Source organism: Aeromonas sp. S8(2024) (genome assembly GCF_041403085.1).
Classification (GTDB): Bacteria; Pseudomonadota; Gammaproteobacteria; order Enterobacterales; family Aeromonadaceae; genus Aeromonas; species Aeromonas dhakensis.
On sequence record NZ_JBGLRF010000009.1, the window covers coordinates 107,022 to 129,751 of the forward strand.

Annotated in this window: 37 protein-coding genes; 34 read left to right on the top strand and 3 right to left on the bottom strand. The window is 56.8% G+C overall.

Translation table 11 applies throughout. The annotated features are described in order from the left end of the window. Window positions 1–21: 21 nt before the first annotated feature. The 4 genes from bioH to ACB031_RS19240 all read left to right on the top strand — a co-directional run bounded on the left by bioH (window position 22) and on the right by ACB031_RS19240 (window position 2,257). A complete protein-coding gene (bioH, locus tag ACB031_RS19225) occupies window positions 22–786 on the top strand; it encodes a pimeloyl-ACP methyl ester esterase BioH (RefSeq protein WP_267996344.1) in 765 nt (254 codons plus the stop codon). Between the two features lie 71 nt (window positions 787–857). Then, window positions 858–1,091 carry a flagellar basal body rod C-terminal domain-containing protein gene (locus tag ACB031_RS19230; RefSeq protein WP_005307918.1) on the top strand — a complete coding sequence of 78 codons (234 nt, stop codon included), beginning with the start codon at window positions 858–860 and terminating at the stop codon, window positions 1,089–1,091. 1 nt (window position 1,092) lies between these two features. After that, the gene (locus tag ACB031_RS19235) at window positions 1,093–1,890 is read left to right on the top strand and encodes a putative metalloprotease CJM1_0395 family protein (protein WP_017778594.1); all 798 of its coding nucleotides are present in this window, start codon (window positions 1,093–1,095) and stop codon (window positions 1,888–1,890) included. A gap of 88 nt (window positions 1,891–1,978) precedes the next feature. Further along, complete coding sequence (locus ACB031_RS19240) at window positions 1,979–2,257, top strand: hypothetical protein (protein ID WP_005307922.1); 279 nt, start codon at window positions 1,979–1,981, stop codon at window positions 2,255–2,257. Between the two features lie 57 nt (window positions 2,258–2,314). Here the strand turns inward: ACB031_RS19240 and ACB031_RS19245 are convergent, their stop codons facing one another. After that, a complete protein-coding gene (locus tag ACB031_RS19245) occupies window positions 2,315–4,624 on the bottom strand; it encodes a Tex family protein (RefSeq protein ID WP_274181981.1) in 2,310 nt (769 codons plus the stop codon). A 279-nt stretch (window positions 4,625–4,903) separates the two neighbouring features. Beyond that, window positions 4,904–5,377 carry a transcription elongation factor GreB gene (gene greB / locus ACB031_RS19250; protein ID WP_011704309.1) on the bottom strand — a complete coding sequence of 158 codons (474 nt, stop codon included), beginning with the start codon at window positions 5,375–5,377 and terminating at the stop codon, window positions 4,904–4,906. Between the two features lie 225 nt (window positions 5,378–5,602). On the opposite strand from greB, the gene ompR reads away from it, so the two are divergent. Both ompR and envZ read left to right on the top strand, forming a co-directional pair. Beyond that, entirely contained in the window at window positions 5,603–6,322 is a 720-nt protein-coding gene (ompR, locus tag ACB031_RS19255; protein ID WP_005307934.1) for a two-component system response regulator OmpR, read from the top strand. Continuing rightward, entirely contained in the window at window positions 6,319–7,629 is a 1,311-nt protein-coding gene (gene envZ / locus ACB031_RS19260) for a two-component system sensor histidine kinase EnvZ (RefSeq protein ID WP_010635419.1), read from the top strand. The genes ompR and envZ overlap by 4 nt, the downstream gene beginning before the upstream one ends. Before the next feature lie 37 nt (window positions 7,630–7,666). Here envZ and ACB031_RS19265 read toward each other — a convergent pair whose 3' ends face one another. Further along, window positions 7,667–8,581: a DMT family transporter gene (locus ACB031_RS19265; protein WP_371140082.1), complete on the bottom strand. Its 915-nt coding sequence runs from the start codon at window positions 8,579–8,581 to the stop codon at window positions 7,667–7,669. A gap of 356 nt (window positions 8,582–8,937) precedes the next feature. On the opposite strand from ACB031_RS19265, the gene rpsJ reads away from it, so the two are divergent. The 28 genes from rpsJ to rplQ all read left to right on the top strand — a co-directional run bounded on the left by rpsJ (window position 8,938) and on the right by rplQ (window position 22,560). Further along, entirely contained in the window at window positions 8,938–9,249 is a 312-nt protein-coding gene (gene rpsJ, locus ACB031_RS19270) for a 30S ribosomal protein S10 (RefSeq protein WP_005307944.1), read from the top strand. A gap of 22 nt (window positions 9,250–9,271) precedes the next feature. Next, window positions 9,272–9,904, top strand: a complete 633-nt coding sequence (gene rplC, locus ACB031_RS19275; protein ID WP_005307947.1) for a 50S ribosomal protein L3 — start codon at window positions 9,272–9,274, stop codon at window positions 9,902–9,904. A gap of 17 nt (window positions 9,905–9,921) precedes the next feature. Further along, complete coding sequence (gene rplD / locus ACB031_RS19280; protein WP_005307949.1) at window positions 9,922–10,527, top strand: 50S ribosomal protein L4; 606 nt, start codon at window positions 9,922–9,924, stop codon at window positions 10,525–10,527. After that, the gene (rplW, locus tag ACB031_RS19285) at window positions 10,524–10,826 is read left to right on the top strand and encodes a 50S ribosomal protein L23 (protein WP_005307955.1); all 303 of its coding nucleotides are present in this window, start codon (window positions 10,524–10,526) and stop codon (window positions 10,824–10,826) included. Before rplD ends, rplW begins: the two co-directional genes overlap by 4 nt. 15 nt (window positions 10,827–10,841) lie before the next feature. Continuing rightward, on the top strand, window positions 10,842–11,663 hold the full coding sequence (rplB, locus tag ACB031_RS19290; protein WP_005307957.1) for a 50S ribosomal protein L2: 822 nt from the start codon (window positions 10,842–10,844) through the stop codon (window positions 11,661–11,663). 22 nt (window positions 11,664–11,685) lie between these two features. Next, entirely contained in the window at window positions 11,686–11,964 is a 279-nt protein-coding gene (rpsS, locus tag ACB031_RS19295; RefSeq protein ID WP_005307960.1) for a 30S ribosomal protein S19, read from the top strand. Between the two features lie 10 nt (window positions 11,965–11,974). Continuing rightward, entirely contained in the window at window positions 11,975–12,319 is a 345-nt protein-coding gene (gene rplV / locus ACB031_RS19300; RefSeq protein WP_005319741.1) for a 50S ribosomal protein L22, read from the top strand. 3 nt (window positions 12,320–12,322) lie between these two features. Further along, complete coding sequence (gene rpsC / locus ACB031_RS19305) at window positions 12,323–13,036, top strand: 30S ribosomal protein S3 (protein ID WP_005307962.1); 714 nt, start codon at window positions 12,323–12,325, stop codon at window positions 13,034–13,036. A 13-nt stretch (window positions 13,037–13,049) separates the two neighbouring features. Continuing rightward, window positions 13,050–13,463: a 50S ribosomal protein L16 gene (gene rplP / locus ACB031_RS19310; RefSeq protein ID WP_005307963.1), complete on the top strand. Its 414-nt coding sequence runs from the start codon at window positions 13,050–13,052 to the stop codon at window positions 13,461–13,463. Beyond that, window positions 13,463–13,654, top strand: coding sequence for a 50S ribosomal protein L29 (gene rpmC / locus ACB031_RS19315; RefSeq protein ID WP_005307965.1), 192 nt, complete (start codon window positions 13,463–13,465; stop codon window positions 13,652–13,654). The genes rplP and rpmC overlap by 1 nt, the downstream gene beginning before the upstream one ends. Further along, window positions 13,654–13,902 (top strand): 30S ribosomal protein S17, encoded by a 249-nt coding sequence (gene rpsQ, locus ACB031_RS19320; protein ID WP_005307966.1) that lies wholly within the window; start codon window positions 13,654–13,656, stop codon window positions 13,900–13,902. The genes rpmC and rpsQ overlap by 1 nt, the downstream gene beginning before the upstream one ends. A 147-nt stretch (window positions 13,903–14,049) precedes the next feature. Continuing rightward, window positions 14,050–14,418 (top strand): 50S ribosomal protein L14, encoded by a 369-nt coding sequence (gene rplN / locus ACB031_RS19325; RefSeq protein WP_005307975.1) that lies wholly within the window; start codon window positions 14,050–14,052, stop codon window positions 14,416–14,418. 11 nt (window positions 14,419–14,429) lie between these two features. Then, entirely contained in the window at window positions 14,430–14,747 is a 318-nt protein-coding gene (gene rplX / locus ACB031_RS19330) for a 50S ribosomal protein L24 (RefSeq protein WP_005307977.1), read from the top strand. Between the two features lie 13 nt (window positions 14,748–14,760). Further along, the gene (gene rplE, locus ACB031_RS19335; RefSeq protein WP_005307978.1) at window positions 14,761–15,300 is read left to right on the top strand and encodes a 50S ribosomal protein L5; all 540 of its coding nucleotides are present in this window, start codon (window positions 14,761–14,763) and stop codon (window positions 15,298–15,300) included. 10 nt (window positions 15,301–15,310) lie between these two features. After that, a complete protein-coding gene (rpsN, locus tag ACB031_RS19340) occupies window positions 15,311–15,616 on the top strand; it encodes a 30S ribosomal protein S14 (protein WP_005307979.1) in 306 nt (101 codons plus the stop codon). Window positions 15,617–15,636: 20 nt separating this feature from the next. Further along, entirely contained in the window at window positions 15,637–16,029 is a 393-nt protein-coding gene (gene rpsH / locus ACB031_RS19345; RefSeq protein WP_005307980.1) for a 30S ribosomal protein S8, read from the top strand. Between the two features lie 13 nt (window positions 16,030–16,042). Next, window positions 16,043–16,576, top strand: coding sequence for a 50S ribosomal protein L6 (rplF, locus tag ACB031_RS19350; RefSeq protein WP_005307981.1), 534 nt, complete (start codon window positions 16,043–16,045; stop codon window positions 16,574–16,576). Window positions 16,577–16,585: 9 nt separating this feature from the next. Beyond that, window positions 16,586–16,939 carry a 50S ribosomal protein L18 gene (gene rplR, locus ACB031_RS19355; protein ID WP_005340606.1) on the top strand — a complete coding sequence of 118 codons (354 nt, stop codon included), beginning with the start codon at window positions 16,586–16,588 and terminating at the stop codon, window positions 16,937–16,939. Window positions 16,940–16,953: 14 nt separating this feature from the next. Beyond that, window positions 16,954–17,454: a 30S ribosomal protein S5 gene (rpsE, locus tag ACB031_RS19360; protein ID WP_005307983.1), complete on the top strand. Its 501-nt coding sequence runs from the start codon at window positions 16,954–16,956 to the stop codon at window positions 17,452–17,454. 6 nt (window positions 17,455–17,460) lie between these two features. Then, window positions 17,461–17,640 carry a 50S ribosomal protein L30 gene (gene rpmD / locus ACB031_RS19365; protein WP_005307985.1) on the top strand — a complete coding sequence of 60 codons (180 nt, stop codon included), beginning with the start codon at window positions 17,461–17,463 and terminating at the stop codon, window positions 17,638–17,640. A 2-nt stretch (window positions 17,641–17,642) separates the two neighbouring features. Then, window positions 17,643–18,080: a 50S ribosomal protein L15 gene (rplO, locus tag ACB031_RS19370; RefSeq protein WP_005307987.1), complete on the top strand. Its 438-nt coding sequence runs from the start codon at window positions 17,643–17,645 to the stop codon at window positions 18,078–18,080. Window positions 18,081–18,088: 8 nt separating this feature from the next. Beyond that, window positions 18,089–19,417: a preprotein translocase subunit SecY gene (secY, locus tag ACB031_RS19375; protein ID WP_005307989.1), complete on the top strand. Its 1,329-nt coding sequence runs from the start codon at window positions 18,089–18,091 to the stop codon at window positions 19,415–19,417. A gap of 27 nt (window positions 19,418–19,444) precedes the next feature. Continuing rightward, complete coding sequence (gene rpmJ / locus ACB031_RS19380; protein WP_005319705.1) at window positions 19,445–19,558, top strand: 50S ribosomal protein L36; 114 nt, start codon at window positions 19,445–19,447, stop codon at window positions 19,556–19,558. 139 nt (window positions 19,559–19,697) lie between these two features. Next, window positions 19,698–20,054: a 30S ribosomal protein S13 gene (gene rpsM, locus ACB031_RS19385; protein WP_005307991.1), complete on the top strand. Its 357-nt coding sequence runs from the start codon at window positions 19,698–19,700 to the stop codon at window positions 20,052–20,054. A 14-nt stretch (window positions 20,055–20,068) separates the two neighbouring features. Beyond that, window positions 20,069–20,458 (top strand): 30S ribosomal protein S11, encoded by a 390-nt coding sequence (gene rpsK / locus ACB031_RS19390; RefSeq protein WP_005307993.1) that lies wholly within the window; start codon window positions 20,069–20,071, stop codon window positions 20,456–20,458. Window positions 20,459–20,497: 39 nt separating this feature from the next. Next, on the top strand, window positions 20,498–21,118 hold the full coding sequence (rpsD, locus tag ACB031_RS19395; protein ID WP_005307996.1) for a 30S ribosomal protein S4: 621 nt from the start codon (window positions 20,498–20,500) through the stop codon (window positions 21,116–21,118). Between the two features lie 25 nt (window positions 21,119–21,143). Beyond that, a complete protein-coding gene (gene rpoA, locus ACB031_RS19400) occupies window positions 21,144–22,133 on the top strand; it encodes a DNA-directed RNA polymerase subunit alpha (protein WP_005307997.1) in 990 nt (329 codons plus the stop codon). 43 nt (window positions 22,134–22,176) lie between these two features. Beyond that, on the top strand, window positions 22,177–22,560 hold the full coding sequence (gene rplQ / locus ACB031_RS19405; RefSeq protein WP_005307999.1) for a 50S ribosomal protein L17: 384 nt from the start codon (window positions 22,177–22,179) through the stop codon (window positions 22,558–22,560). Window positions 22,561–22,730: the final 170 nt, after the last annotated feature.

The following is a 22,730-nucleotide window of genomic DNA, read 5'->3' on the forward strand; positions in this document are numbered from 1 at the left end:
TGAACAGGATCTTGAGTCTAGATGAGCGTATCGGTAGAGCGGTTTGGTCAGGGGCCCGATCTGGTGCTGTTGCACGGATGGGGAATGAATGGCGCGGTCTGGCACGGTATTGTCCCGGCCCTGGCGGCTCGCTATCGCGTCCATCTGGTGGATCTGCCAGGCTTTGGCAACAGCCCGCTGGTGGGTGAGGCCGAGTACAGTCTGCCCTGGCTGGCGGAACAAGTTGCTGCCATCCTGCCGGAGCAGTGCCATTTGTTGGGTTGGTCCCTCGGTGGTCTGGTGGCCAGCCAATTGGCCTTGAACCATCCCGAGCGACTGCACTCCTTGATCACGGTGGCCAGTTCCCCCTGTTTCATGGCCCAGGGCGAGTGGCCGGGGATCGCCCCCAAGGTGCTGACCGGGTTCAACCAGATGTTGGCGGGGGACTTCAAGCAGACCATTGAACGCTTCCTGGCGATCCAGGCCATGGGCAGCGAACACGCCAGAGACGACATCCGTCAGCTGCGCCACTGGCTGGCGGAGCGTCCTGCTCCACAGCTGGCCGCGCTGGAGGCGGGGCTCGGTTTGCTGGCCGATGTCGATCTGCGCGATGAGCTGGTGCAGTTGAACCTGCCCTGGCTGCGGGTCTACGGCCGGCTGGATTCGCTGGTGCCCAAAGCCTCCATTCCTCTGCTGGACGAGCGCTACCCGGCCAGCCGCAGTGTGGTGCTGGAAAAGGCCTCACACGCGCCCTTTATTTCTCATCCACAGCAGTTCATTGAAATCATTGAACATTTTGTAGGTTGAAAAATAGCCAATTTGCTTCATTAATCCTCTGGGGTGACGGATAATTAATCCAGTGTCAGAGGAGAATTGTCATGCGTATAGATTCTGCATTGAACAGCGGTGTACAGGGGTTCCAGCGTGCGGAGCAGATCGCCGACAAGGCATCCAATCAGATCGCCAGGCTCAACACCCCGAGCGGTGACAAGGTGCAGTTGCCCGAGGAACTGGTGAACCTCAAGAGTGCCGAGGTGCAGGCCGGTGCCTCCGCCAAGGTGATCCAGACCGCCAGCGACATGATGGGAACCCTGATCGACATCCGGGTGTGACATGAACATCAATGTCAGTCTGCCAACCATCATTCCCAACCAGCTGCAACCGCAGACGGAATCGGCACGTACTGACAATCGCCGCGCAGCCCTCATCCCCCAGAGCCGCCAGACCGAGGCCTTCAATGCCGAGCCCGAGGTCGGCTCCCAGAAAGACAAATCCAGATCCACTCAGGCCAACGCCAATCAGACCTCCCAGCAGGCACGGGAGGGCTCCCAGACCGGCAACCCGCAGGCTGCCGTCGACAACCGTTTCGTCGAGGCCACCGGTGAAGACGGCCAGCGCAACAAGCAGCAGGATCCCAAACAACAAGAACAGCAGCAGAAACAGGAGCTGCAGGTCAAGGAGCTGGCAGACAGGGATCAGGAGGTGCGAACCCACGAGCAGGCTCATCAGAGCACTGGCGGTCAGTATGCCGGCAGCCCGACCTACCAGTTTGCCATGGGGCCGGATGGCAAGCGCTATGCCACCGGTGGCGGCGTTTCCATTGACATCAGCGTCATTCCCGGCGACCCCAGGGCCACCATCGCCAAGATGCAGCAGGTTCGTGCCGCCGCACTGGCGCCGGCACAACCCTCCTCCCAGGACCTGAGTGTGGCAAGGAGTGCCGCGGCCAAGGAGGCGCAGGCCCGCAAGGCGCTGATCTCTGCCGATCCGGACTCCACCTTGAAGGCCGATGGCAGTGCCAAGACCGGGGTGTTGAATGGCTACATGGAGCAGCGCAACCAGGTCATCGCCCAGCGCTATCAGCAGGCGGTCAAGCCGGCGACTCCGCAGAGTTTCAACCTGAGCGTCTGAGCCTGGCAATTCCCCCTGTTTTTCCCCCGCACGCGACTATTTGCAACTACTCTGAGGGGTAATCCCATCCACACTCACAGGAGTCGTCATGCACTTTGATGAAGTCAAACCGGAAGATTTTGCCACCTTCTCCCGTGTCCCTCCGCCGCACCTCCAGATGGAGCAGTTTTTGATGCAGCTCGGTGGGGGCGGTACCGAAGGCACTCATTTCAAGAAAAAGGTGATGCTGGCGGCAGGGTGGAGTCATACCGGCGTCGTCTCTTATGGCAAATATCCGCAAGAGGCCTGCAAGGCATTCAACCGGCTGCGGGAGGTGCTGGCGGCCCATCAGGAGGCCGACGCCATTCTGAGCGCACTGGCCGAGTGAAGCGGCTGCACCACCGGCACAAAAAAGCCCCTCGCGGGGCTTTTTGCATTCTGGGGCTTATTTCTTCAGTTTGGAGAGAGCGGCGGCGAAGGCGTTGCCCATGGCGCCGTCGGTCGGGGTGCTCTGACGGGGGGCCTGTTTCGACTTGGCGTTGTTACCGGTGTGACGCGGCTCGGCCGGTTTGCGGGCTGGCTGGCCGGCTTTTTCATCCAGACGCATGGTCAGACTGATGCGCTTGCGCGGTACGTCCACCTCCAGCACCTTGACCCGGACGATGTCGCCGGCCTTGACCACCTCGCGAGGATCCTTGACGAAGCGATCGGTCAGGGAGGAGATGTGCACCAGGCCATCCTGATGGACGCCGATGTCAACGAAGGCGCCGAAGTTGGTGACGTTGGTGACCACCCCTTCCAGTACCATCTCGGGCACCAGATCGCTGATTTTCTCCACCCCCTCCTTGAAGGTGGCGGTCTTGAACTCGGGGCGTGGGTCACGGCCCGGCTTGTCCAGCTCGCCGATGATGTCGGTGACGGTGGGCACGCCAAACTGCTCGTCCGTGTAGTCGGCGGGTTTGAGGGTGCGCAGCAGGCTGCTGTTGCCTAGCAGGCTGTCCACGGTCTGCTCCAGCTTGGCGAGGATCCGCTCCACCACAGGGTAGGATTCCGGGTGTACCGCCGAGCCATCCAGCGGGTTGCTGCCGCCACGAATGCGCAGGAAGCCGGCGCACTGCTCGAAAGCCTTGGGGCCGAGCCGGCTCACCTTCAGTAGTTGCTGGCGGTGTTGGAAGGCGCCGTGTTCGTCGCGGTAGGCGACTATGTTCTGGGCCAGGGTCTGGGAGAGGCCGGAGACCCGGTTGAGCAGGGCGACCGAGGCGGTGTTCACATCCACCCCCACCGCGTTCACGCAATCCTCGACCACTGCATCGAGCCGGCGGGCCAGCTGGCTCTGGCCGACGTCGTGCTGATACTGGCCGACGCCGATGCTCTTGGGGTCGATCTTGACCAGCTCGGCCAGCGGATCCTGTAGCCGGCGGGCGATGGAGACGGCGCCGCGCAGGGAGACGTCCAGATCCGGAAACTCCAGGGAGGCAAGCTCGGAAGCGGAGTAGACCGAGGCCCCCGCTTCACTCACCACGATCTTCTGCGCCTTGGCGGCCGGGTAGCGCTCGAACAGGTCGCTCACCAGGCGGTCGGTTTCCCGCGAGGCGGTGCCGTTGCCGATGCTGATGAGTTCGACCTTGTGCTTCTGGCACAGCTCGCTCAGGGTCTTGAGACTCTGGTCAACCTGGCGCTTGGGTTCGAACGGATAGATGGTCGCGGTATCGACCAGCTTGCCGGTGGCATCCACCACGGCCACCTTGACCCCGGTACGGATGCCGGGATCCAGCCCCATGGTGCAGCGCATGCCGGCCGGTGCTGCCATCAGCAGATCCTTGAGGTTCATGGCGAACACCTTGATCGCCTCCTCTTCCGCCGACTCGCGGATGCGGCCAATGAGCTCGGTCTCCATCTGCAGCGACAGCTTGATCTTCCAGGTCCAGCTCACCACCCCCTGCAGCCACTTGTCGGCCGGGCGACTTTGCAGGTTCAGTCTGAGGTGATGGGCGATGATCCCCTCGCAGGGGCTGGCGCTCTCGTCGTCACCGGTGACCAGCGCCAGGTTGAGGATCCCCTCGTTGCGGCCGCGCAGCATGGCCAGCACCCGGTGGGAGGGGGCCTTGTGCAGCGGCTCGTCGTGCTCGAAGTAGTCCTTGAATTTGGCCCCTTCATGCTCCTTGCCTGCCACCACGCGGGCGCGCAGGGTGGCGTTTTGCCACACATAGTCCCGCAGCTTCTCAAGGAGATCCGCCTGCTCGGCGAAGCGCTCCATCAAGATGTAGCGGGCACCGTCGAGGGCGGCCTTGTTGTCGCTGATCCCCTGCTCGGCATTGAGGAAGCGGGCCGCCTCCTGTTCGGGATCTTTCATCGGGTCGCTCAGCAGCAGGTCGGCCAATGGCTCCAGCCCCGCCTCGATGGCCATCTGCCCCTTGGTGCGGCGCTTGGGTTTGTAGGGGAGGTAGAGATCTTCCAGCCGGGTCTTGCTGTCGGCCTCGTTCAGCTCGCGAGCCAGCTCGGGGGTCAGCTTGCCCTGCTCTTCGATGGAGCGCAGGATCACCTGGCGGCGATCCGCCAGTTCGCGCAGGTAACCGAGGCGGCTTTCCAGGGTGCGCAGCTGGCTGTCGTCCAGACCGCCAGTCACCTCTTTGCGGTAACGGGCGATGAAGGGGACGGTGGCGCCTTCGTCCAGCAGGCGAACGGCGGCCTGCACCTGTTCCGGGCGGGCATTCAGCTCACCGGCAATCTGATGTTCTATTACGTGGCTTTGCATCGAGGGTCTCTGTAGTCGGGTCCAGAACAACGGGCTGGCGCGAGGGCGATGTCGCCGGGCAAGAGGCTGTCAGGGCGGTACTCAAGGTATCAGCCAGGCCACTGCCGCGCGGGCCGGTTGGCGCCGCAAGGCGCCGGGTGTGAGCACTATATGGGCTCGGGCAGCGGGATGCCAGCTCTGGTAGAGAGGGCTGTGTCCGCCCTGGATGAGAGGCGGAGCAAACCCATGCTGGCTGTGGTAGCCGGTTGGCAGAGCAGGTGGCTGTGGCGTGACAGCGGCTTATTTGGGATAGCTGATCTCATTGATGTACCAGCAGGCGTCACCGACTGGCGTACGCACTATGGCCTCGTCACCCACCTCTTTCTTGAGCAGGGCGCGGGCCATGGGGGAGTCGATGGAGATGTAATCCTTGCGCTCGAAGATTTCGTCATAGCCGACGATGCGAAAACGCTTGGTCTCTCCCTCCTCGTTTTCCACCTCGACCCAGGCGCCGAAGAAGACCTTGCCCTCCTGGGCGGGGGAGTAGTCGACGATCCCCAGCTCCTCGAGGCACTTGCGCAGGTAACGGACTCGCCGATCGATCTCCCGCAGCCGCTTCTTGTTGTACTGGTAATCCGCATTCTCGCTGCGATCGCCGAGGCTGGCCGCCCAGGCCACTTTGCGAGTGGTCTCGGGGCGCTCCTCGCGCCAGAGGAAATCGAGCTCCTGCTTGAGCTTGTTGTAGCCTTCACGGGTGATCAACTTGGTCTTCATGGAGGGTCCCTGTGTCGATGGGGCGGATGAGCCTCTTATGGCTCGGCAGATCTTATCCGCTGTCGCCTTGCTGTCGAGCAAAAACTGGCGGGTCAGATGACGTTGGGGGCAGGGGAAAAGTGGCGTCATGCCGGCAGCACGGGCAATAACCGGTAACATATTTATGCTTTGCCGTTACGAGTCCGGGCTCTAGTATTGGCAGCATATCGAGAGGAGAGGCAAGCAATGAGTCAGCAATACAAGGTTCTGGTCGTCGACGATGATTTGAAATTACGTTCCCTGCTGGAGCGCTACCTGACCGAACAGGGGTTCGTGGTTCGGGGCGTCGCCAATGGCGAACAGGCCGACCGCCTGCTGACCCGAGAGAACTTCAGCCTGATGGTGCTCGACCTGATGCTGCCGGGGGAAGACGGCCTCTCCATCTGTCGCCGCCTGCGCGAGGCTGGCAACCAGATCCCGGTGCTGATGCTGACCGCCAAGGGGGATGAGGTGGACCGCATCGTCGGCCTCGAGATGGGTGCCGATGATTACCTGCCAAAGCCGTTCAACCCTCGTGAGCTGCTGGCCCGGATCCGCGCCGTGTTGCGCCGGCACACCGTCGAGTTGCCGGGTGCCCCCTCTACCGCCGAGAAGGTGGTTAGCTTTGGCAGCTACCAGCTCAACCTGGCAACCCGTGAGTTGAGTCGCGATGGTGATCCGGTGGCACTGACCAGCGGCGAATTCGCCGTGCTCAAGGTGCTGGTGAGCCATCCGCGCGAGCCTCTCTCCCGCGACAAGCTGATGAACCTGGCCCGTGGTCGCGAATATACCGCCACCGAGCGCAGCATCGACGTGCAGGTCTCCCGCCTGCGCCGCCTGCTGGAGCAGGACCCGGCGCAGCCCCGTTATCTGCAGACCGTCTGGGGTCTGGGCTATGTATTCGTGCCGGACGGTGACGGCGAATGAAGAAAGTGAGCAGCATGTTCTCCCGCATGCTCTGGTTTTTGGCCGCCGTGCTGGTGGTCTATCAGTTTGTCTCCTATGCCACCTTCTACAACTATCTGCTGGCGCCGACCGTCAAACAGATCAGCCACCTGCTGGCCAATCAGGTCAAGCTCATCTTCCCGGTCGAGAGCAACCAGCTGGCGCTCAGTGAAGATGCCGAGGCGCTGGTTTACGTGGCGACCGGCAGCGACATCTATACCCAGACCGAGGCGGAGCAGCACGGGCTCAAGGAGTCCAAACCCTACACCTATCTGGAAGAGAGCATCAGTCGCGAGCTGGGGGGCAAGACCAAGGTGCGGGTCGAGATCCAGGACCACTACATCATCTGGATCCAGCCGCCCCAGGCCAACAAGGTGTGGGTGCGCATCCCGCTGACCGAGATCGAGGATGACGACATCGAGCCGCTGATCCTCTACATGAGCGTGCTGCTGGTGGTGACCCTGTTCGCGGCCTGGCGGTTTGCCCGCCAGCTGGTGCGGCCGCTGGAGGAGCTGGAGGCGGGGGCCGTGGCGGTTGCCCGCGGCAACTTCCCCGATGCGCTGGGGGAGCAGGGCTCGCGGGAGGTGCGCCGGCTGACCCGCACCTTCAACCACATGTCGAGCTCCATCAAGAGCCTTATCGAAGAGCGAAACATGATGATGGCGGGCGTTTCCCACGATCTGCGTACGCCGCTGACCCGTATCCGGCTGGCGACCGAGATGATGTCCTCAGGGGATGAGTATCTCAAGGAGAGCATCAACGCGGACATCGACGAATCGAACGGCATCATCGACCAGTTCATCGATTACATTCGCCCGGACGAGGGGCTGGATACCCAGCCGGTGGACCTGACCCAGCTGATCCACGATGTGCTGCTGGTGCAGACCGACCAGGGGCTGGAGGTGGAGCTCGAGCTGCCAGCCGAGGCGGTGCGGGTCGCCTGCAACCCCATCAGTATCCGGCGCATCCTCAACAACCTGTCGGGCAATTCGTTGCGCTACGGGGCGAGCCGGCTGCAGGCCGAGCTCAAGGATGACGGTCACTGGGTCCGGCTGCGCTTGTCAGATGACGGCCCCGGCATTCCGGAACAGGATTATTACCGGGTACTCAAGCCCTTCACCCAGGGCAACGAGGCGCGTACCGGCAGCGGCAGTGGGCTGGGGCTGGCCATCGTCGCCAAGATCGTCTCCCAGCATCACGGCACCATCAGGCTGGGGCGTGCCGAGCAGGGGGGCTTGCTGGTGGAGATCCGGCTGCCCAAGAACCAGCCGCTGGAGTGGATTGATTGAACGAAGGGCGCATCCGTGGATGCGCCCTTCTGCATTGTCAGGCCTGCGGCTCGGTTGCCTTGCGGTAACGCTTGCCGTATTTCAGCTGCTGGAGCAGCAGGGCGGCGACGATGAGCGCCAACCCGATGGGGGTGGCCGGGTGAATTGTCTCGCCGATCAACAGGTTGAGCAGCACCAGCGAGGCAAACGGCGAGATGAAGATTAGATTGCTGATGGGGGCCGTGTTGGTGGCGTGGCGTAGCGCCATCAGCCAGAGCACGAAGCCGAAGCCCATCTCGAACAACCCCACGTAGATGGCGCCGGCCCACCCCTGCCAGGCGGTCATGGCAAAATCGGAGAGCAGCCAAGTAGCTGCGACAATGAACGGCAGGCTGATGATGAAGCCGAGCAGCAGGCTGACGATGGGATCCCCCTGATTGCGGGTGTTGAGGATCCAGTAGCCGGCCCAGATGAGGGTCGACACCAGCGCCAGCGTCACGCCGAGGGGGCTGTCGAACTGCAGACCGAACACATCCCCTCTGGTCGCGATCACCAGAGCACCGAAGTATCCCAGCACGATGGCCACCCCGTCGCGGCGGCGCAGCTTCTGGCCGAGGAAGGGGACGGCCAGCAGACTGAGGGTGATGGCCCAGGTGTAGTTGAGGGTCTGCGCCTGCTGGGCGGGCAGCAGATCATACGCCTTGAACAGCAGCAGGTAATAGAGGAAGGGGTTGAGCACCCCCAGCGCCAGATAGTAGAGGGGGCGGCCCTTGATGTAGCTGAGCAGCAGCGGCAGCTTGCCCTGACAGGCCACGATCACCCCCAGCGTCAGGGTCGAGGTGCAGGCCGCGACCAGCAACAGCTGCACCGGCTCGAAGTAGGTGAGAGAGAGCTTGAAGGCGCTGGCCACCGTCGACCAGAGGGCGACGGCGCAGAGGCCATATTGATAGGCTTTTTTCTGATCTTTGAGCATGAGAAATCGTTCCGGTGATCAAGGCTGTGGCACAGTCTACCAGCCTGTTTGCAACATTGTCGTTACCCGCGCCGGACGGGTGATCATGTGGCGGCGGCAGAGATCCATCCGTCACATAAAATTGTGCACATTCTGTTCGCCCTCCCTTGCGCAAATTGAAAAAATCCGTATAATCCCCTCCGCTTACCCATGAGGTAAGCCAGACGATATGTCTGCTTGCTGAGTTTTTCGCTTGCGAAGGCCAGCCATACAGTCTCCCCGATATGGGGAGAAACGTGAAAAATCACACCTCTGGCGGGAGTAATCTCGGTCGGGCGGTTTTGATTTATGTTCTTTTATCTATTGGAGCTCTGTCAATGCAGAACCAAAGAATCCGTATCCGCCTGAAGGCTTTTGATCATCGCCTGATCGATCAATCCACTGCGGAAATCGTTGAAACTGCTAAGCGCACTGGCGCGCAGGTTCGCGGTCCTATCCCGCTGCCGACTCGCAAAGAGCGTTTCACCGTTCTGATCTCCCCGCACGTCAATAAAGACGCGCGTGATCAGTACGAGATCCGCACTCACAAGCGTCTGGTAGACATCGTTGAGCCGACTGACAAGACCGTAGACGCTCTGATGCGTCTGGATCTGGCAGCTGGTGTAGACGTCCAGATCAGCCTGGGTTAATTACGGAAAGAGGTTGATAACAATGACAATCGGTCTTGTAGGTCGCAAAGTGGGTATGACTCGCATCTTCACTGAAGATGGCGTTTCTATCCCCGTGACTGTTATCGAAGTTGAAGCTAACCGTGTAACTCAGGTCAAATCTGTAGAAACCGACGGCTACAACGCTATTCAGGTTACCACTGGCTCCAAGAAAGCTAGCCGCGTAACCAAGCCGGAAGCTGGCCACTTCGCCAAAGCTGGTGTAGAAGCCGGTCGCGGTCTGTGGGAATTCCGCCTGAACAACGGTGAAACTTTCACTGTTGGTAGCGAGCTGAAAGTAGATCTTCTCGCTGACGTTAAGCTGGTAGACGTTACCGGCACATCCAAGGGTAAAGGTTTTGCCGGTACTGTTAAGCGCTGGAACTTCCGCACCCAGGATATGACCCACGGTAACTCTCTGTCCCACCGTGTACCTGGCTCCATCGGTCAAAACCAGACCCCGGGCCGTGTATTCAAGGGCAAAAAGATGGCTGGTCACATGGGTGCTGAGCGTGTAACGACTCAGAACCTGGAACTGGTTCGTGTTGACGCTGAACGCAACCTGCTGCTCATCAAAGGCGCAGTACCGGGTGCAACCAACGGCAACGTGATCGTTAAACCTGCCGTCAAAGCGTAACGTCTGAGGAGATAGTAATGGAATTGGTAATGAAAGACGCCAAGAGCGCTCTTGAAGTTTCCGAGACTACCTTCGGGCGCGAATTCAACGAAGCTCTGGTTCACCAGGTTGTCGTTGCTTATGCCGCTGGTGCCCGTCAGGGTACTCGTGCGCAGCTGACTCGCTCTGAAGTGTCTGGTGGCGGCAAAAAGCCGTGGCGTCAGAAGGGTACTGGTCGTGCCCGTGCTGGCTCCATCCGTTCGCCCATTTGGCGTTCCGGTGGTGTGACTTTTGCTGCTAAGCCGCAAGATCACAGCCAGAAAGTAAACAAGAAGATGTACCGCGGCGCTATCCGTAGCATCCTGTCCGAGCTGGTACGTCAAGAGCGCCTGATCGTTGTTGAGAAGTTCGGCATCGAAGCTCCGAAAACCAAAGAACTGATCGCCAAGCTGAAAGAAATGGAACTGTCTGACGTTCTGATCGTGACTGCTGAAGTCGATGAGAACCTGTTCCTGGCTGCTCGTAACCTGTACAAAGTTGACGTGCGTGACGTTGCCGGTATCGACCCGGTCAGCCTGATCGCTTTCGACAAGGTTCTGATGACTGCTGACGCAGTTAAGCAAATCGAGGAGATGCTGGCATGATCCGTGAAGAGCGTCTGCTGAAAGTTCTGAAGGCTCCGCACATCTCTGAAAAGAGCACCATGGTCGCAGAAAAGCAGAACACTATCGTGTTCAAAGTTGCTGTTGATGCCACCAAGGCGGAAGTCAAAGCTGCAGTTGCGAAACTGTTCGAGGTCGAAGTTGAGACCGTCCGTACCCTGAACATGAAGGGTAAGACCAAGCGCGCAGGTGCACGCGTAGGCCGTCGTTCCGATTGGAAAAAGGCTTATGTGACCCTGAAAGCTGGTCAGGACATCGACTTCATGGGCGCAGCCGAGTAAGAGGAGTTCTGAAAAATGGCAATCGTTAAGTGCAAGCCTACTTCTCCGGGCCGCCGCCACGTCGTCAAGATCGTCAACCAAGACCTGTACAAGGGCAAGCCCTTTGCAGCTCTGCTGGACAAGAAAGACAAGTCCGGTGGTCGTAACAACAACGGCCGCATCACCACCCGTCACATCGGCGGTGGTCACAAGCAACACTACCGTATCGTCGACTTCAAGCGCGACAAAGACGGTATCCCGGCCAAAGTAGAGCGCCTGGAATACGATCCGAACCGTACCGCAAACATCGCCCTGGTGCTGTATGCAGACGGTGAGCGTCGTTACATCCTGGCTCCGAAAGGCCTGAAAGCTGGTGATGCAATCGCTTCTGGTGCTGATGCCGCAATCAAGGTAGGTAACACCCTGCCGATGCGCAACATCCCGGTCGGTTCTACCGTTCACGCTGTTGAGATGAAGCCTGGTAAAGGTGCCCAGCTGGCTCGTTCCGCTGGTACTTTCATCCAGATCCTGGCTCGTGAAGGTAACTATGTAACTCTGCGTCTGCGTTCCGGCGAAGTACGTAAAGTTCTGGCCGAGTGCCGCGCCACCATCGGTGAAGTTGGTAACTCCGAGCACATGCTGCGTCAACTGGGTAAAGCCGGTGCAAACCGCTGGCGTGGTATTCGTCCGACCGTTCGCGGTATGGCGATGAACCCGGTAGACCACCCGCACGGTGGTGGTGAGGGTCGTAACAAGGGCATGCAGCCTGTGTCCCCATGGGGCCAGAAGGCTAAAGGCTTCAAGACCCGTAAGAACAAGCGTACCGACAAGTACATCGTACGTCGTCGTAACAAGTAATTGTTAACATAGAGGAATCACCATGCCACGTTCTCTCAAGAAGGGTCCATTTATCGACCTGCACTTGCTGAAGAAGGTAGAGAAAGCGGTGGAAAGCGGGGATAAAAAGCCGGTTAAGACCTGGTCCCGTCGTTCAATGATCATCCCGAACATGATCGGTTTGACCATCGCTGTCCATAATGGTCGTCAGCACGTTCCGGTTTTCGTTACCGAAGAAATGATCGGTCACAAACTGGGTGAATTCGCACCTACTCGTACTTATCGCGGCCATGCTGCTGATAAGAAGGCTAAGAAGCGCTAAGGGATAAATGATGGAAGCTATCGCTAAACACCGTTATGCCCGTACTTCTGCCCAGAAAGCTCGTCTGGTAGCCGATCAAGTACGTGGTCTGTCCGTAGACAAGGCTCTGAACATCCTGACCTTCAGCCCGAAAAAGGCTGCAGTTCTGGTGAAGAAAGTGCTGGAATCTGCCATTGCAAACGCTGAGCACAACGAAGGCGCCGACATCGACGCCCTGCGTGTTGCTACTATCATGGTCGACGAAGGTCCCTCCATGAAGCGCATCCGTCCTCGTGCCAAAGGTCGCGCGGATCGTATCCTCAAGCGTACCGCTCACATCACCGTAGTGGTATCCGACGCTAAGGCTGGGAGATAAGCAATGGGTCAGAAAGTACATCCTAATGGCATTCGCCTGGGTATTACCAAGCCTTGGAATTCTACCTGGTTCGCGAACACCAAAGACTTCGCTGACAACCTGTACAGCGATTTTCAAGTACGCCAGTTCCTGACCAAGGAACTGAAAAACGCGTCCTTGTCCAAGATCACCATCGAGCGTCCGGCCAAGAGCATCCGTGTGACCATTCACACTGCTCGTCCGGGTGTTGTGATCGGTAAGAAAGGCGAAGACGTTGAAAAACTGCGCAAAGCTGTAGCCACTATTGCTGGCGTGCCTGCTCAGATCAACATTTCCGAAGTCCGCAAGCCGGAGCTGGATGGCAAACTGGTTGCCGACAGCATCACTTCCCAGCTGGAGCGTCGCGTAATGTTCCGTCGTGCTATGAAGCGCGCCGTACAAAACGCCATGCGCCTGGGTGCCAAGGGCATCAAGGTGGAAGTTTCCGGTCGTCTGGGCGGCGCTGAAATCGCGCGTACCGAATGGTACCGTGAAGGTCGTGTGCCTCTGCACACCCTGCGTGCCGACATCGACTACGCAACTTCTGAAGCCCACACCACTTACGGTGTGATCGGCGTTAAAGTTTGGATCTTCAAGGGCGAAGTTCTGGGCGGTCTGGCTGCTGTCAACGCTGCCGCTGCTCAAGAGCAAGCTCCTGCGAAGCCCAAGCGTGACAACAAGCGCCGCGCTGCCAAGTAAGGAGATTCGGTAAATGTTGCAACCAAAGCGTACTAAATTCCGCAAGACCCACAAGGGTCGTAACCGCGGTCTGGCCAACTCTGGTAACGAAGTATCCTTCGGTACCTTTGGCCTGAAGGCGACATCCCGTGGCCAGCTGACTGCTCGTCAAATCGAAGCAGCCCGTCGTGCCATGACCCGTCACGTTAAGCGTCAGGGTAAGATCTGGATCCGTGTGTTCCCGGACAAGCCGATTACCGAAAAGCCCCTCGAAGTTCGTATGGGTAAAGGTAAGGGTAACGTGGAATACTGGGTTTGCCCGATCCAGCCTGGCAAGGTTCTGTACGAGATGGACGGTGTACCTGAGGCTCTGGCGCGTGAAGCGTTCGCCCTGGCCGCAGCCAAGCTGTCTGTTCAGACCACTTTCGTAATTAAGACGGTGATGTGATGAAAGCCCAAGATCTGCGTCAAAAGAGCGTCGAAGAACTGAACCAGGAGCTGCTGGGCCTGCTGCGCGAGCAATTCAACATGCGCATGCAAGCTTCCACCGGCCAGCTGGCTCAGACTCACACTCTGAAACAAGTGCGTCGTGACGTCGCACGTATCAAGACTGTACTGACTGAGAAGGCAGGTGCGTAATGACTGATAAAATCCGTACTCTGCAGGGTCGTGTAATCAGCGACAAGATGGACAAGTCCATCACTGTCGCCATCGAGCGCAAGGTAAAGCACCCGATCTACGGTAAGATCATCAAGCGCACTACCAAGCTGCACGTGCATGACGAAAACAACGAATGCAAAGCTGGCGACCTCGTGGAAATCCGCGAATGCCGCCCGCTGTCCAAGACCAAGTCCTGGACCCTGGTTGCCGTTGTAGAAAAGGCCTAATCGGTACTTTGTAGTCTAAACGGCCCCTTGACGGGGCCGTTTGTTTTTTAGGCTACCTTTTCTAAAAATCCTGTGTTATAGTTTCGCGCCTTTTGAAGGCAGCCAGATCCCGAGAGGGATAAGAAGTAAACAAAGCGGAGCACTAAGATGATCCAGATGCAAAGTATGCTGGGTGTTGCCGACAACTCCGGCGCTCGCAGTGTAATGTGTATTAAGGTTCTGGGTGGTTCGCACCGCCGTTACGCCGGCATCGGCGACATCATCAAGGTTTCCATCAAGGAAGCTATTCCTCGCGGTAAAGTGAAGAAAGGTGATGTGTATAACGCGGTGGTCGTACGCACCCGTAAAGGCGTTCGTCGTCCGGACGGCTCTGTCATCCGTTTCGACAACAATGCGGCTGTGTTGCTTAACAACAACCAGCAGCCGATCGGTACTCGTATTTTTGGCCCGGTGACCCGTGAACTGCGTAATGAGAAGTTCATGAAGATTGTGTCCCTGGCACCCGAAGTACTGTAAGGAGTCGAACGATGGCAGCTAAAATCCGTCGCGAAGACGAAGTGATTGTTCTTACCGGCAAAGACAAGGGCAAGCGTGGCAAAGTCACTCAAGTTCTGATTGCTAAAGGTAAGGTAATCGTGGAAGGCATCAACCAGGTGAAGAAACACCAGAAGCCGGTACCCGCACTGGGTCAGGCTGGCGGTATCGTCACCAAAGAAGCCCCCATCGATGTATCTAACGTAGCGCTGTTCAACTCTGCCACTGGCAAAGCTGACCGCGTTGGTTTCCGGATTGAAGACGGCAAAAAAGTTCGCTTCTTCAAATCCACCGGCGAACTTGTGAAGTAATTGGAGTTTAACGATGGCGAAACTGCATGATTACTACAAATCAGATGTAGTAAATGAACTGACCAAGCAGTTCGGTTACAAGACTATCATGCAAGTCCCTCGGATCGAGAAAATCACCCTGAACATGGGTGTTGGTGAAGCGATCTCTGACAAGAAATTGCTGGAAAATGCTGCTGCCGATATGGCTGCCATTTCCGGTCAGAAGCCGCTGATCACCAAAGCTCGCAAATCTGTTGCGGGCTTCAAGATTCGTGAAGGCTACCCGATAGGTTGTAAAGTAACCCTGCGTGGCGAGCGTATGTGGGAGTTCCTGGAACGGCTGATTTGCATCTCCGTACCGCGTATCCGTGACTTCCGTGGCCTGAACGCTAAAGCGTTCGACGGTCGTGGTAACTACTCCATGGGCGTGCGTGAGCAAATCATCTTCCCGGAAATCGACTATGACAAGGTCGATCGCGTTCGTGGTCTGGATATCACCATCACCACTTCCGCGAATACCGATGAAGAAGGCCGTGCTCTGCTGGCTGCCTTTAACTTCCCATTCCGCAAGTAAGGTTAGGGTTATGGCTAAAACATCCATGAAAGCACGTGAAGTAAAGCGTGCGAAGCTGGTAGCCAAGTACGCGACCAAGCGTGCCGAGCTCAAAGCTATCATCGTTGATATGAACGCTTCTGAAGAAGCGCGTTGGGATGCTGTTCTGCAACTGCAACAGCTGCCCCGTGATTCCAGTCCGTCCCGTCAGCGTAACCGTTGCAACATTACTGGTCGTCCGCACGGTTTCCTGCGTAAGTTTGGTCTGTCACGCATCAAGGTGCGCGAGCATGCCATGAAGGGCGAAATTCCGGGCCTGAAAAAGGCCTCTTGGTAAAGAATCTCGGGAGTTAGACTATGAGCATGCAAGATCCGATCGCGGATATGCTGACCCGCATCCGTAACGGTCAGGCGGCGAGCAAAGTTGCGGTTTCCATGCCTTCTTCCAAGCTGAAAGTGGCTATTGCCAAAGTGCTGAAAGAAGAAGGTTACATCGCTGGCTACTCCGTAGCTGGTGACGTGAAACCGGAACTGGAAATTGAACTGAAATATTTCCAGGGCAAGCCGGTTGTAGAACTGATCCAACGCGTGAGCCGTCCCGGCCTGCGTATTTACAAGCGCACTACTGATCTGCCGAAAGTTATGGGCGGTCTCGGTGTTGCTATCGTGTCCACGTCTAAAGGTGTGATGACTGACCGTGCTGCCCGTAAAGCAAGCATGGGCGGTGAGATCATCTGCTACGTCGCTTAATAGGAGGTAGGAAATGTCTCGTGTTGCTAAGGCACCCGTCACTATTCCTGCTGGCGTAGAGGTGACTCTGAACGGCCAGGAACTGTCCATCAAAGGTGGTAAAGGTTCCCTGGTTCGCTCTATTCACGCCGGTGTAGAAGTGACCAAAGAAGACAATGTACTGAAGTTCGCCCCGCGCGACGGCATCGCTGGTGCTGACGCTCAGGCCGGTACTGCCCGTGCATTGGTCAACAACATGGTAATCGGTGTTACCCAAGGCTTCGAGCGCAAGCTGCAGCTGGTTGGTGTAGGTTATAAAGCCTCCATCAAGGGCAATGCTGTTGCGCTGGCTCTGGGCTTCTCTCACCCGGTAGAGCATGCGCTGCCGGCTGGTGTGACCGCTGAGTGCCCGACTGCCACAGAAATCGTTCTGCGTGGTGTCGACAAGCAGCTGGTTGGCCAAGTCGCCGCCGATATCCGTGCTTACCGCGCTCCGGAGCCCTACAAGGGCAAGGGTGTACGCTATGCCAACGAGCAAGTGCGTACTAAAGAAGCTAAGAAGAAGTAAGGTAACACTATGGACAAGAAAGCAGCTCGTCTCCGTCGTGCTACTCGTGCTCGGAAAAAGATGCAGGAACTGGGAGCTACCCGTCTGGTTGTTCACCGTACCCCGCGTCACATCTATGCGCAGGTTATTGCAGCCAACGGTTCCGAAGTTCTGGCCTCTGCTTCCACAGTAGAGAAGGCCATCAGTGAAGCTCTCAAATACACCGGTAACGCAGATGCTGCTACCGCTGTAGGTAAGGCTATCGCCGAGCGTGCCATTGCCAAAGGCGTTCAGAACGTATCTTTCGATCGTTCCGGTTTCAAGTATCACGGTCGCATCGCTGCTCTGGCAGCTGCTGCACGTGACGCTGGTCTTCAGTTCTAAGCTAGGAGTCGAAGATGGCTAAAGTCGAATCTCAAGCCGGCGAACTGCAAGAAAAGCTGATTGCAGTAAACCGTGTTTCGAAAACTGTTAAAGGTGGTCGTATCATGTCCTTCACCGCGTTGACCGTGGTGGGTGATGGTAACGGCCGTGTAGGTTACGGTTACGGTAAAGCCCGTGAAGTTCCGGCCGCTATTCAAAAAGCGATGGAACAGGCTAAGCGTAACCTGAACAAGGTTGAGCTGAACAACGGCACCCTGCACCACCCGGTGAAAGGTGTTCACTCCGGTTCCACCGTGTTCATGAAGCCGGCCTCTCAAGGTACTGGTATCATCGCAGGCGGCGCTATGCGTGCCGTTCTGGAAGTTGCTGGTATCCACAACGTGCTGGCTAAGACCTACGGTTCCACCAACCCAATCAACGTTGTTCGCGCCACTGTAGACGCTCTGGTTCAGGGTCAATCCCCGGAACAGATCGCTGCCAAGCGTGGTCTGCGCGTTGAAGAAATTCTGGGGTAATGCGACATGGCTAACACTGTAAAAGTAACTCAAACTCGCAGCTCTATCGGCCGTCTGCCAAAGCACAAGGCGACTCTGCGTGGTCTGGGTCTGCGTCGCATTGGTCACACCGTTGAGCTGGAAGATACTCCCTGCGTACGCGGCATGATCAACCAGGTTTATTACATGGTTAAGGTGGAGGGCTAAGCATGCGTCTGAATACTCTGTCTCCGGCTGCTGGTTCCAAGCGCGTTAAGCACCGTCCGGGCCGTGGTATCGGTTCTGGTCTGGGCAAGACCGGTGGTCGTGGTGTTAAAGGTCAAACCTCTCGTTCCGGTGGCGGCAAAGTCCGCAACGGTTTCGAAGGCGGCCAGATGCCTTTGAAAATCCGTCTGCCGAAGTTCGGTTTCTTCTCTCGCAAATCTTTGGTTTCTGCCGAAGTGCGCCTGAACGAAATCGCCCTGGTAGAAGGTGATGTGGTCGACGTGAGCACTCTGAAGCAAGCCGGTGTTATTACCAAAAACATCGTGTTCGCTAAAGTTGTTCTGTCTGGCAACATTGACCGTGCTGTGACCGTTCGTGGTCTGTCCGTCACCAAGGGTGCACGTGCAGCCATCGAGGCCGCTGGCGGTAAAATCGAGGAATAATCAGTACAATGGCTAAGAAACCAGGATTGGATGTTAAAGCACAGGGTGGTCTGAGTGAACTGAAGAGCCGTCTGCTCTTCGTTCTCGGGGCGATTATCGTTTTCCGTGCAGGCTCTTATGTGCCGATTCCTGGTATTGACGCCGCCGTACTGGCCGAGTTGTTCCAACAACAGAAGGGCACCATCATTGAGATGTTCAACATGTTCAGTGGTGGTGCACTCTCGCGTGCTTCTATTCTTGCGCTGGGGATCATGCCGTACATTTCGGCCTCGATCATCATCCAGCTGCTGACTGTGGTTCACCCCGCTCTTGCTGAACTCAAGAAAGAAGGTGAATCCGGCCGTCGCAAGATTAGCCAATATACCCGTTGGGGCACGCTGGTTTTGGGAACTTTCCAGGCCATTGGTATTGCAACCGGTCTGCCGAATATGATGCAGGGACTCGTGACTCATCCGGGTTTGGGCTTCTATTTCACAGCCGTTGTGAGTCTGGTCACCGGTACCATGTTCTTGATGTGGTTGGGTGAGCAGATTACCGAGCGTGGGATTGGTAATGGTATCTCGTTGATTATCTTCACAGGTATCGTTGCTGGTCTGCCTCATGCCATTGGCGCTACGGCCGAACAGGCACGTCAAGGGGAATTGCACATCCTGCTGTTGTTGTTGCTGGGCTTGATTGTTTTCGCAGTGACTTACTTTGTGGTGTTCGTGGAGCGTGGTCAGCGTCGTATCGTCGTTAACTATGCCAAGCGTCAACAAGGCCGCCAGGTATTCGCAGCGCAAAGCACACACCTGCCGTTGAAAGTAAATATGGCCGGTGTGATTCCTGCGATTTTCGCATCCAGCATCATCCTCTTCCCGGGGACCATTACCTCTTGGTTTGGTCAGGGCGAGGGCAAGGTCGCCGATATCCTGCAACAGGTCTCTATGGTCCTGCAGCCGGGTCAGCCCTTGTATGAGATGCTCTATGCAGCAGCCATCATCTTCTTCTGCTTCTTCTATACCGCGCTGGTGTTCAACCCCCGCGAGACAGCAGATAACCTGAAGAAGAGTGGAGCCTTTATCCCGGGGATCCGCCCGGGCGAGCAGACAGCACGTTATATCGATAAGGTTATGACCCGCCTGACATTGGCAGGTGCGCTCTATATAACCTTTATCTGTCTGGTACCCCAGTTCCTGATGACTGCCTGGAACGTTCAGTTCTATTTCGGTGGCACCTCGCTGCTGATTATCGTGGTAGTTATCATGGACTTCATGGCTCAGGTTCAGACCCATATGATGTCTCATCAATATGGCGACGTCCTGAGGAAGGCCAACCTGAAGGGCTACGGCCGCTAAAGGTCGGCGTAGTTACGGAGTTAAGCAATGAAAGTTCGTGCTTCCGTTAAGGCAATCTGCCGTAACTGCAAAATCATCAAGCGTCACGGTGTGGTGCGTGTGATTTGCAGCGAGCCAAAGCATAAACAGCGCCAAGGCTAATTTTTTACGGTTAGTACTTGCAACAAATAGTTGTGCTGGCTAATATAGCCAGCCAACTTTTGTTGTGTATTGGTTGACCGCCACGTATCCGCTCACGGGCTTTGTGGTGGTCGTAATCTACTATATGTAGGAGTGAATAGTGGCCCGTATCGCTGGCATTAACATTCCTGACCATAAGCATGCAGTCATCGCTTTGACTGCTATTTATGGCGTCGGTCGTACCCGCTCCAAGGCCATCTGTGCCGCAGCCGGTATCGCTGAGAATGTGAAAATTAAAGACCTGGACGAAGCTCAGATCGAGAGTCTGCGTGAACAAGTAGGTAAATTCACCGTTGAAGGTGACCTGCGTCGTCAGATTTCCATGAACATCAAGCGATTGATGGATCTGGGTTGCTACCGTGGTTTGCGTCACCGTCGTAGCCTGCCTGTTCGTGGTCAACGTACCAAGACCAACGCTCGTACCCGTAAGGGTCCGCGCAAGGCTATCAAGAAGTAACGGGAAGGTAGAAAATGGCTAAAACTCCGACTCGTGCTCGCAAGCGCGTTAAAAAGCAAGTGAGCGACGGTATTGCGCACGTTCATGCATCTTTCAACAACACAATCGTGACCATTACTGACCGTCAGGGCAACGCTCTGTCTTGGGCTACTTCTGGTGGTTCCGGTTTCCGTGGTTCTCGTAAGTCCACCCCGTTCGCTGCTCAGGTAGCTGCCGAGCGCGCTGGTGAGATGGCCAAAGAATATGGCGTGAAGAACCTGGAAGTCATGGTTAAAGGTCCGGGTCCCGGTCGTGAGTCTTCCATCCGCGCTCTGAACGCGGCTGGTTTCCGCATCACTAACATTACTGATGTGACTCCGATCCCGCACAACGGTTGTCGTCCTCCCAAGAAGCGCCGCGTGTAACGCTGTAGCTACTTGGTCTAGGATTGTTGGAGAAAGAAGATGGCAAGATATATCGGTCCTAAGCTTAAGCTTAGCCGTCGTGAGGGCACCGACCTCTTCCTGAAGTCTGGTGTTCGTGCGATTGATTCTAAGTGCAAGATTGACACCGTTCCTGGTCAACACGGTGCGCGTAAAGCGCGTCTGTCTGACTACGGTGTTCAGCTGCGCGAGAAACAAAAAGTTCGTCGTATCTACGGCGTATTGGAAAAACAGTTCCGCAACTACTACCGCGACGCTGCCCGTCAAAAGGGTAACACCGGTGAAAACCTGTTGCAGCTGCTGGAAGGTCGTCTGGACAACGTCGTCTACCGCATGGGCTTCGGTGCTACCCGCGCTGAATCTCGTCAGCTGGTGAGCCACAAGGCCATCATGGTAAACGGTCGCGTTGTGAACATTCCTTCTTTCCAGGTTTCCCCTGAGGACGTGATCTGCGTTCGTGAGAAGGCTAAGAAGCAAGCGCGTATCAAAGCTGCCCTTGAGGTTGCTGGTCAGCGCGAGAAGCCGACTTGGGTAGAGGTTGATGCCGCTAAAATGGAAGGTGCTTTCAAGCGTCTGCCAGAGCGTTCCGACCTGTCTGCCGACATTAACGAACAGCTGATCGTCGAGCTTTACTCCAAGTAAAGCTAGCTTCTAAAGAGAGGACACAATGCTGGGTTCTGTAACAGATTTTCTTAAACCGCGGCTAGTTGACATCGAGCAAGTTAGCCCGACTCATGCGAAAGTGACTCTTGAGCCACTCGAGCGTGGCTTTGGTCACACGCTGGGCAACGCCCTGCGTCGTATTTTGCTGTCTTCTATGCCCGGTTGTGCAGTTACTGAAGTCGAAATTGACGGTGTACTGCATGAGTACAGCAGCAAAGAAGGTGTACAGGAAGACATTCTTGAAATCCTGCTCAACCTGAAAGGTATCGCTGTGAAGCTGGAAGGCAAGGACGAGGTAACTCTGTCCCTGACCAAGTCTGGAACAGGCCCCGTTACCGCTGGTGATATCACTCACGGTGATGAAGTCGAGATCGTAAACCCGGAGCACGTAATCTGCCACCTGACTGGTGCCAATGCTGAAATCAGCATGCGCCTGAAAGTTCAGCGCGGTCGTGGTTATGTGCCTGCTTCTGCTCGTGTTCACAACGATGATGAAGAGCGTCCTATCGGTCGCCTGCTGCTGGACTCCGCGTTCAGCCCCATCGTTCGTATTGCCTACAATGTTGAGGCAGCACGGGTTGAACAGCGTACCGACTTGGACAAGCTGGTCATCGACATGGAGACCAATGGTACCCTGGATCCTGAAGAAGCCATCCGTCGTTCTGCCACTATTCTGGCCGAGCAACTGGAAGCCTTCGTGGATCTGCGCGATGTCAGCGTGCCCGAGAAGAAAGAAGAGAAACCCGAGTTTGATCCGATTCTGCTGCGTCCTGTCGATGATTTGGAGCTGACAGTTCGTTCTGCGAACTGTCTGAAGGCAGAAGCTATCCACTATATTGGTGATCTGGTACAGCGTACCGAAGTTGAGTTGCTTAAGACTCCTAACCTCGGTAAGAAGTCCCTGACTGAGATCAAGGACGTGTTGGCCTCCCGTGGTCTGTCTCTTGGCATGCGCCTTGAGAACTGGCCGCCCGCCAGCATCGCTGACGAGTAATCCAGATTACGGGTTTCACAGATTTAGTTAGAAGGATAAGGTCATGCGCCATCGTTTGAGTGGTCGTCAACTGAACCGGAACAGCAGCCATCGTCAGGCTATGTTCCGCAACATGGCCAGCTCCCTGGTTCGTCATGAGATCATCAAGACGACTCTGCCTAAGGCAAAAGAGCTGCGTCGTGTAGTTGAACCGCTGATCACCCTTGCCAAGACTGATAGCGTTGCTAATCGTCGCCTGGCATTTGCCCGTACTCGCGATAACGCGATCGTGGCTAAGCTGTTCAATGAACTGGGCCCGCGCTACCTGGAGCGCGCCGGCGGTTATACTCGCATTCTGAAATGCGGTTTCCGTGCTGGCGATAACGCCCCTATGGCTTACATTGAGCTGGTAGACCGCCCGGCCGCTGCTGAAGCAGCTGCTGAGTGATAAAAGAAAAAGCCGGGCTTGTCCCGGCTTTTCTTTTAGTGGATTCTGATACTGCCTCAACTGCCTCAACTGCCTCAACTGCCTCAACTGCCTCAACTGCCTCAACTGCCTCAACTGCCTCAACTGCCTCAACTGCCTCAACTGCCTCAACTGCCTCAACTGCCTCAACT

Bases quoted from the DNA above. Each gene is read 5' to 3' on its own strand.
- rplW (WP_005307955.1), top strand. From the start codon at position 10,524: ATGATCCGTGAAGAGCGTCTGCTGAAAGTTCTGAAGGCTCCGCACATC.
- rpsS (WP_005307960.1), top strand. From the start codon at position 11,686: ATGCCACGTTCTCTCAAGAAGGGTCCATTTATCGACCTGCACTTGCTG.
- rplE (WP_005307978.1), top strand. From the start codon at position 14,761: ATGGCGAAACTGCATGATTACTACAAATCAGATGTAGTAAATGAACTG.
- ACB031_RS19235 (WP_017778594.1), top strand. From the start codon at position 1,093: ATGAACATCAATGTCAGTCTGCCAACCATCATTCCCAACCAGCTGCAA.
- rplF (WP_005307981.1), top strand. From the start codon at position 16,043: ATGTCTCGTGTTGCTAAGGCACCCGTCACTATTCCTGCTGGCGTAGAG.
- rpmC (WP_005307965.1), top strand. From the start codon at position 13,463: ATGAAAGCCCAAGATCTGCGTCAAAAGAGCGTCGAAGAACTGAACCAG.
- rpsQ (WP_005307966.1), top strand. From the start codon at position 13,654: ATGACTGATAAAATCCGTACTCTGCAGGGTCGTGTAATCAGCGACAAG.
- rplO (WP_005307987.1), top strand. From the start codon at position 17,643: ATGCGTCTGAATACTCTGTCTCCGGCTGCTGGTTCCAAGCGCGTTAAG.
- rpoA (WP_005307997.1), top strand. From the start codon at position 21,144: ATGCTGGGTTCTGTAACAGATTTTCTTAAACCGCGGCTAGTTGACATC.
- rpsD (WP_005307996.1), top strand. From the start codon at position 20,498: ATGGCAAGATATATCGGTCCTAAGCTTAAGCTTAGCCGTCGTGAGGGC.
- rplR (WP_005340606.1), top strand. From the start codon at position 16,586: ATGGACAAGAAAGCAGCTCGTCTCCGTCGTGCTACTCGTGCTCGGAAA.
- rplQ (WP_005307999.1), top strand. From the start codon at position 22,177: ATGCGCCATCGTTTGAGTGGTCGTCAACTGAACCGGAACAGCAGCCAT.
- rplN (WP_005307975.1), top strand. From the start codon at position 14,050: ATGATCCAGATGCAAAGTATGCTGGGTGTTGCCGACAACTCCGGCGCT.
- rpsH (WP_005307980.1), top strand. From the start codon at position 15,637: ATGAGCATGCAAGATCCGATCGCGGATATGCTGACCCGCATCCGTAAC.
- rpsC (WP_005307962.1), top strand. From the start codon at position 12,323: ATGGGTCAGAAAGTACATCCTAATGGCATTCGCCTGGGTATTACCAAG.
- rplC (WP_005307947.1), top strand. From the start codon at position 9,272: ATGACAATCGGTCTTGTAGGTCGCAAAGTGGGTATGACTCGCATCTTC.
- ACB031_RS19230 (WP_005307918.1), top strand. From the start codon at position 858: ATGCGTATAGATTCTGCATTGAACAGCGGTGTACAGGGGTTCCAGCGT.
- ACB031_RS19240 (WP_005307922.1), top strand. From the start codon at position 1,979: ATGCACTTTGATGAAGTCAAACCGGAAGATTTTGCCACCTTCTCCCGT.
- rpsE (WP_005307983.1), top strand. From the start codon at position 16,954: ATGGCTAAAGTCGAATCTCAAGCCGGCGAACTGCAAGAAAAGCTGATT.
- rplX (WP_005307977.1), top strand. From the start codon at position 14,430: ATGGCAGCTAAAATCCGTCGCGAAGACGAAGTGATTGTTCTTACCGGC.
- rpmD (WP_005307985.1), top strand. From the start codon at position 17,461: ATGGCTAACACTGTAAAAGTAACTCAAACTCGCAGCTCTATCGGCCGT.
- envZ (WP_010635419.1), top strand. From the start codon at position 6,319: ATGAAGAAAGTGAGCAGCATGTTCTCCCGCATGCTCTGGTTTTTGGCC.
- bioH (WP_267996344.1), top strand. From the start codon at position 22: ATGAGCGTATCGGTAGAGCGGTTTGGTCAGGGGCCCGATCTGGTGCTG.
- rplB (WP_005307957.1), top strand. From the start codon at position 10,842: ATGGCAATCGTTAAGTGCAAGCCTACTTCTCCGGGCCGCCGCCACGTC.
- rpsK (WP_005307993.1), top strand. From the start codon at position 20,069: ATGGCTAAAACTCCGACTCGTGCTCGCAAGCGCGTTAAAAAGCAAGTG.
- secY (WP_005307989.1), top strand. From the start codon at position 18,089: ATGGCTAAGAAACCAGGATTGGATGTTAAAGCACAGGGTGGTCTGAGT.
- rplV (WP_005319741.1), top strand. From the start codon at position 11,975: ATGGAAGCTATCGCTAAACACCGTTATGCCCGTACTTCTGCCCAGAAA.
- ompR (WP_005307934.1), top strand. From the start codon at position 5,603: ATGAGTCAGCAATACAAGGTTCTGGTCGTCGACGATGATTTGAAATTA.
- rplD (WP_005307949.1), top strand. From the start codon at position 9,922: ATGGAATTGGTAATGAAAGACGCCAAGAGCGCTCTTGAAGTTTCCGAG.
- rplP (WP_005307963.1), top strand. From the start codon at position 13,050: ATGTTGCAACCAAAGCGTACTAAATTCCGCAAGACCCACAAGGGTCGT.
- ACB031_RS19265 (WP_371140082.1), bottom strand. From the start codon at position 8,581: ATGCTCAAAGATCAGAAAAAAGCCTATCAATATGGCCTCTGCGCCGTC.
- ACB031_RS19245 (WP_274181981.1), bottom strand. From the start codon at position 4,624: ATGCAAAGCCACGTAATAGAACATCAGATTGCCGGTGAGCTGAATGCC.
- rpsJ (WP_005307944.1), top strand. From the start codon at position 8,938: ATGCAGAACCAAAGAATCCGTATCCGCCTGAAGGCTTTTGATCATCGC.
- rpmJ (WP_005319705.1), top strand. From the start codon at position 19,445: ATGAAAGTTCGTGCTTCCGTTAAGGCAATCTGCCGTAACTGCAAAATC.
- rpsN (WP_005307979.1), top strand. From the start codon at position 15,311: ATGGCTAAAACATCCATGAAAGCACGTGAAGTAAAGCGTGCGAAGCTG.
- greB (WP_011704309.1), bottom strand. From the start codon at position 5,377: ATGAAGACCAAGTTGATCACCCGTGAAGGCTACAACAAGCTCAAGCAG.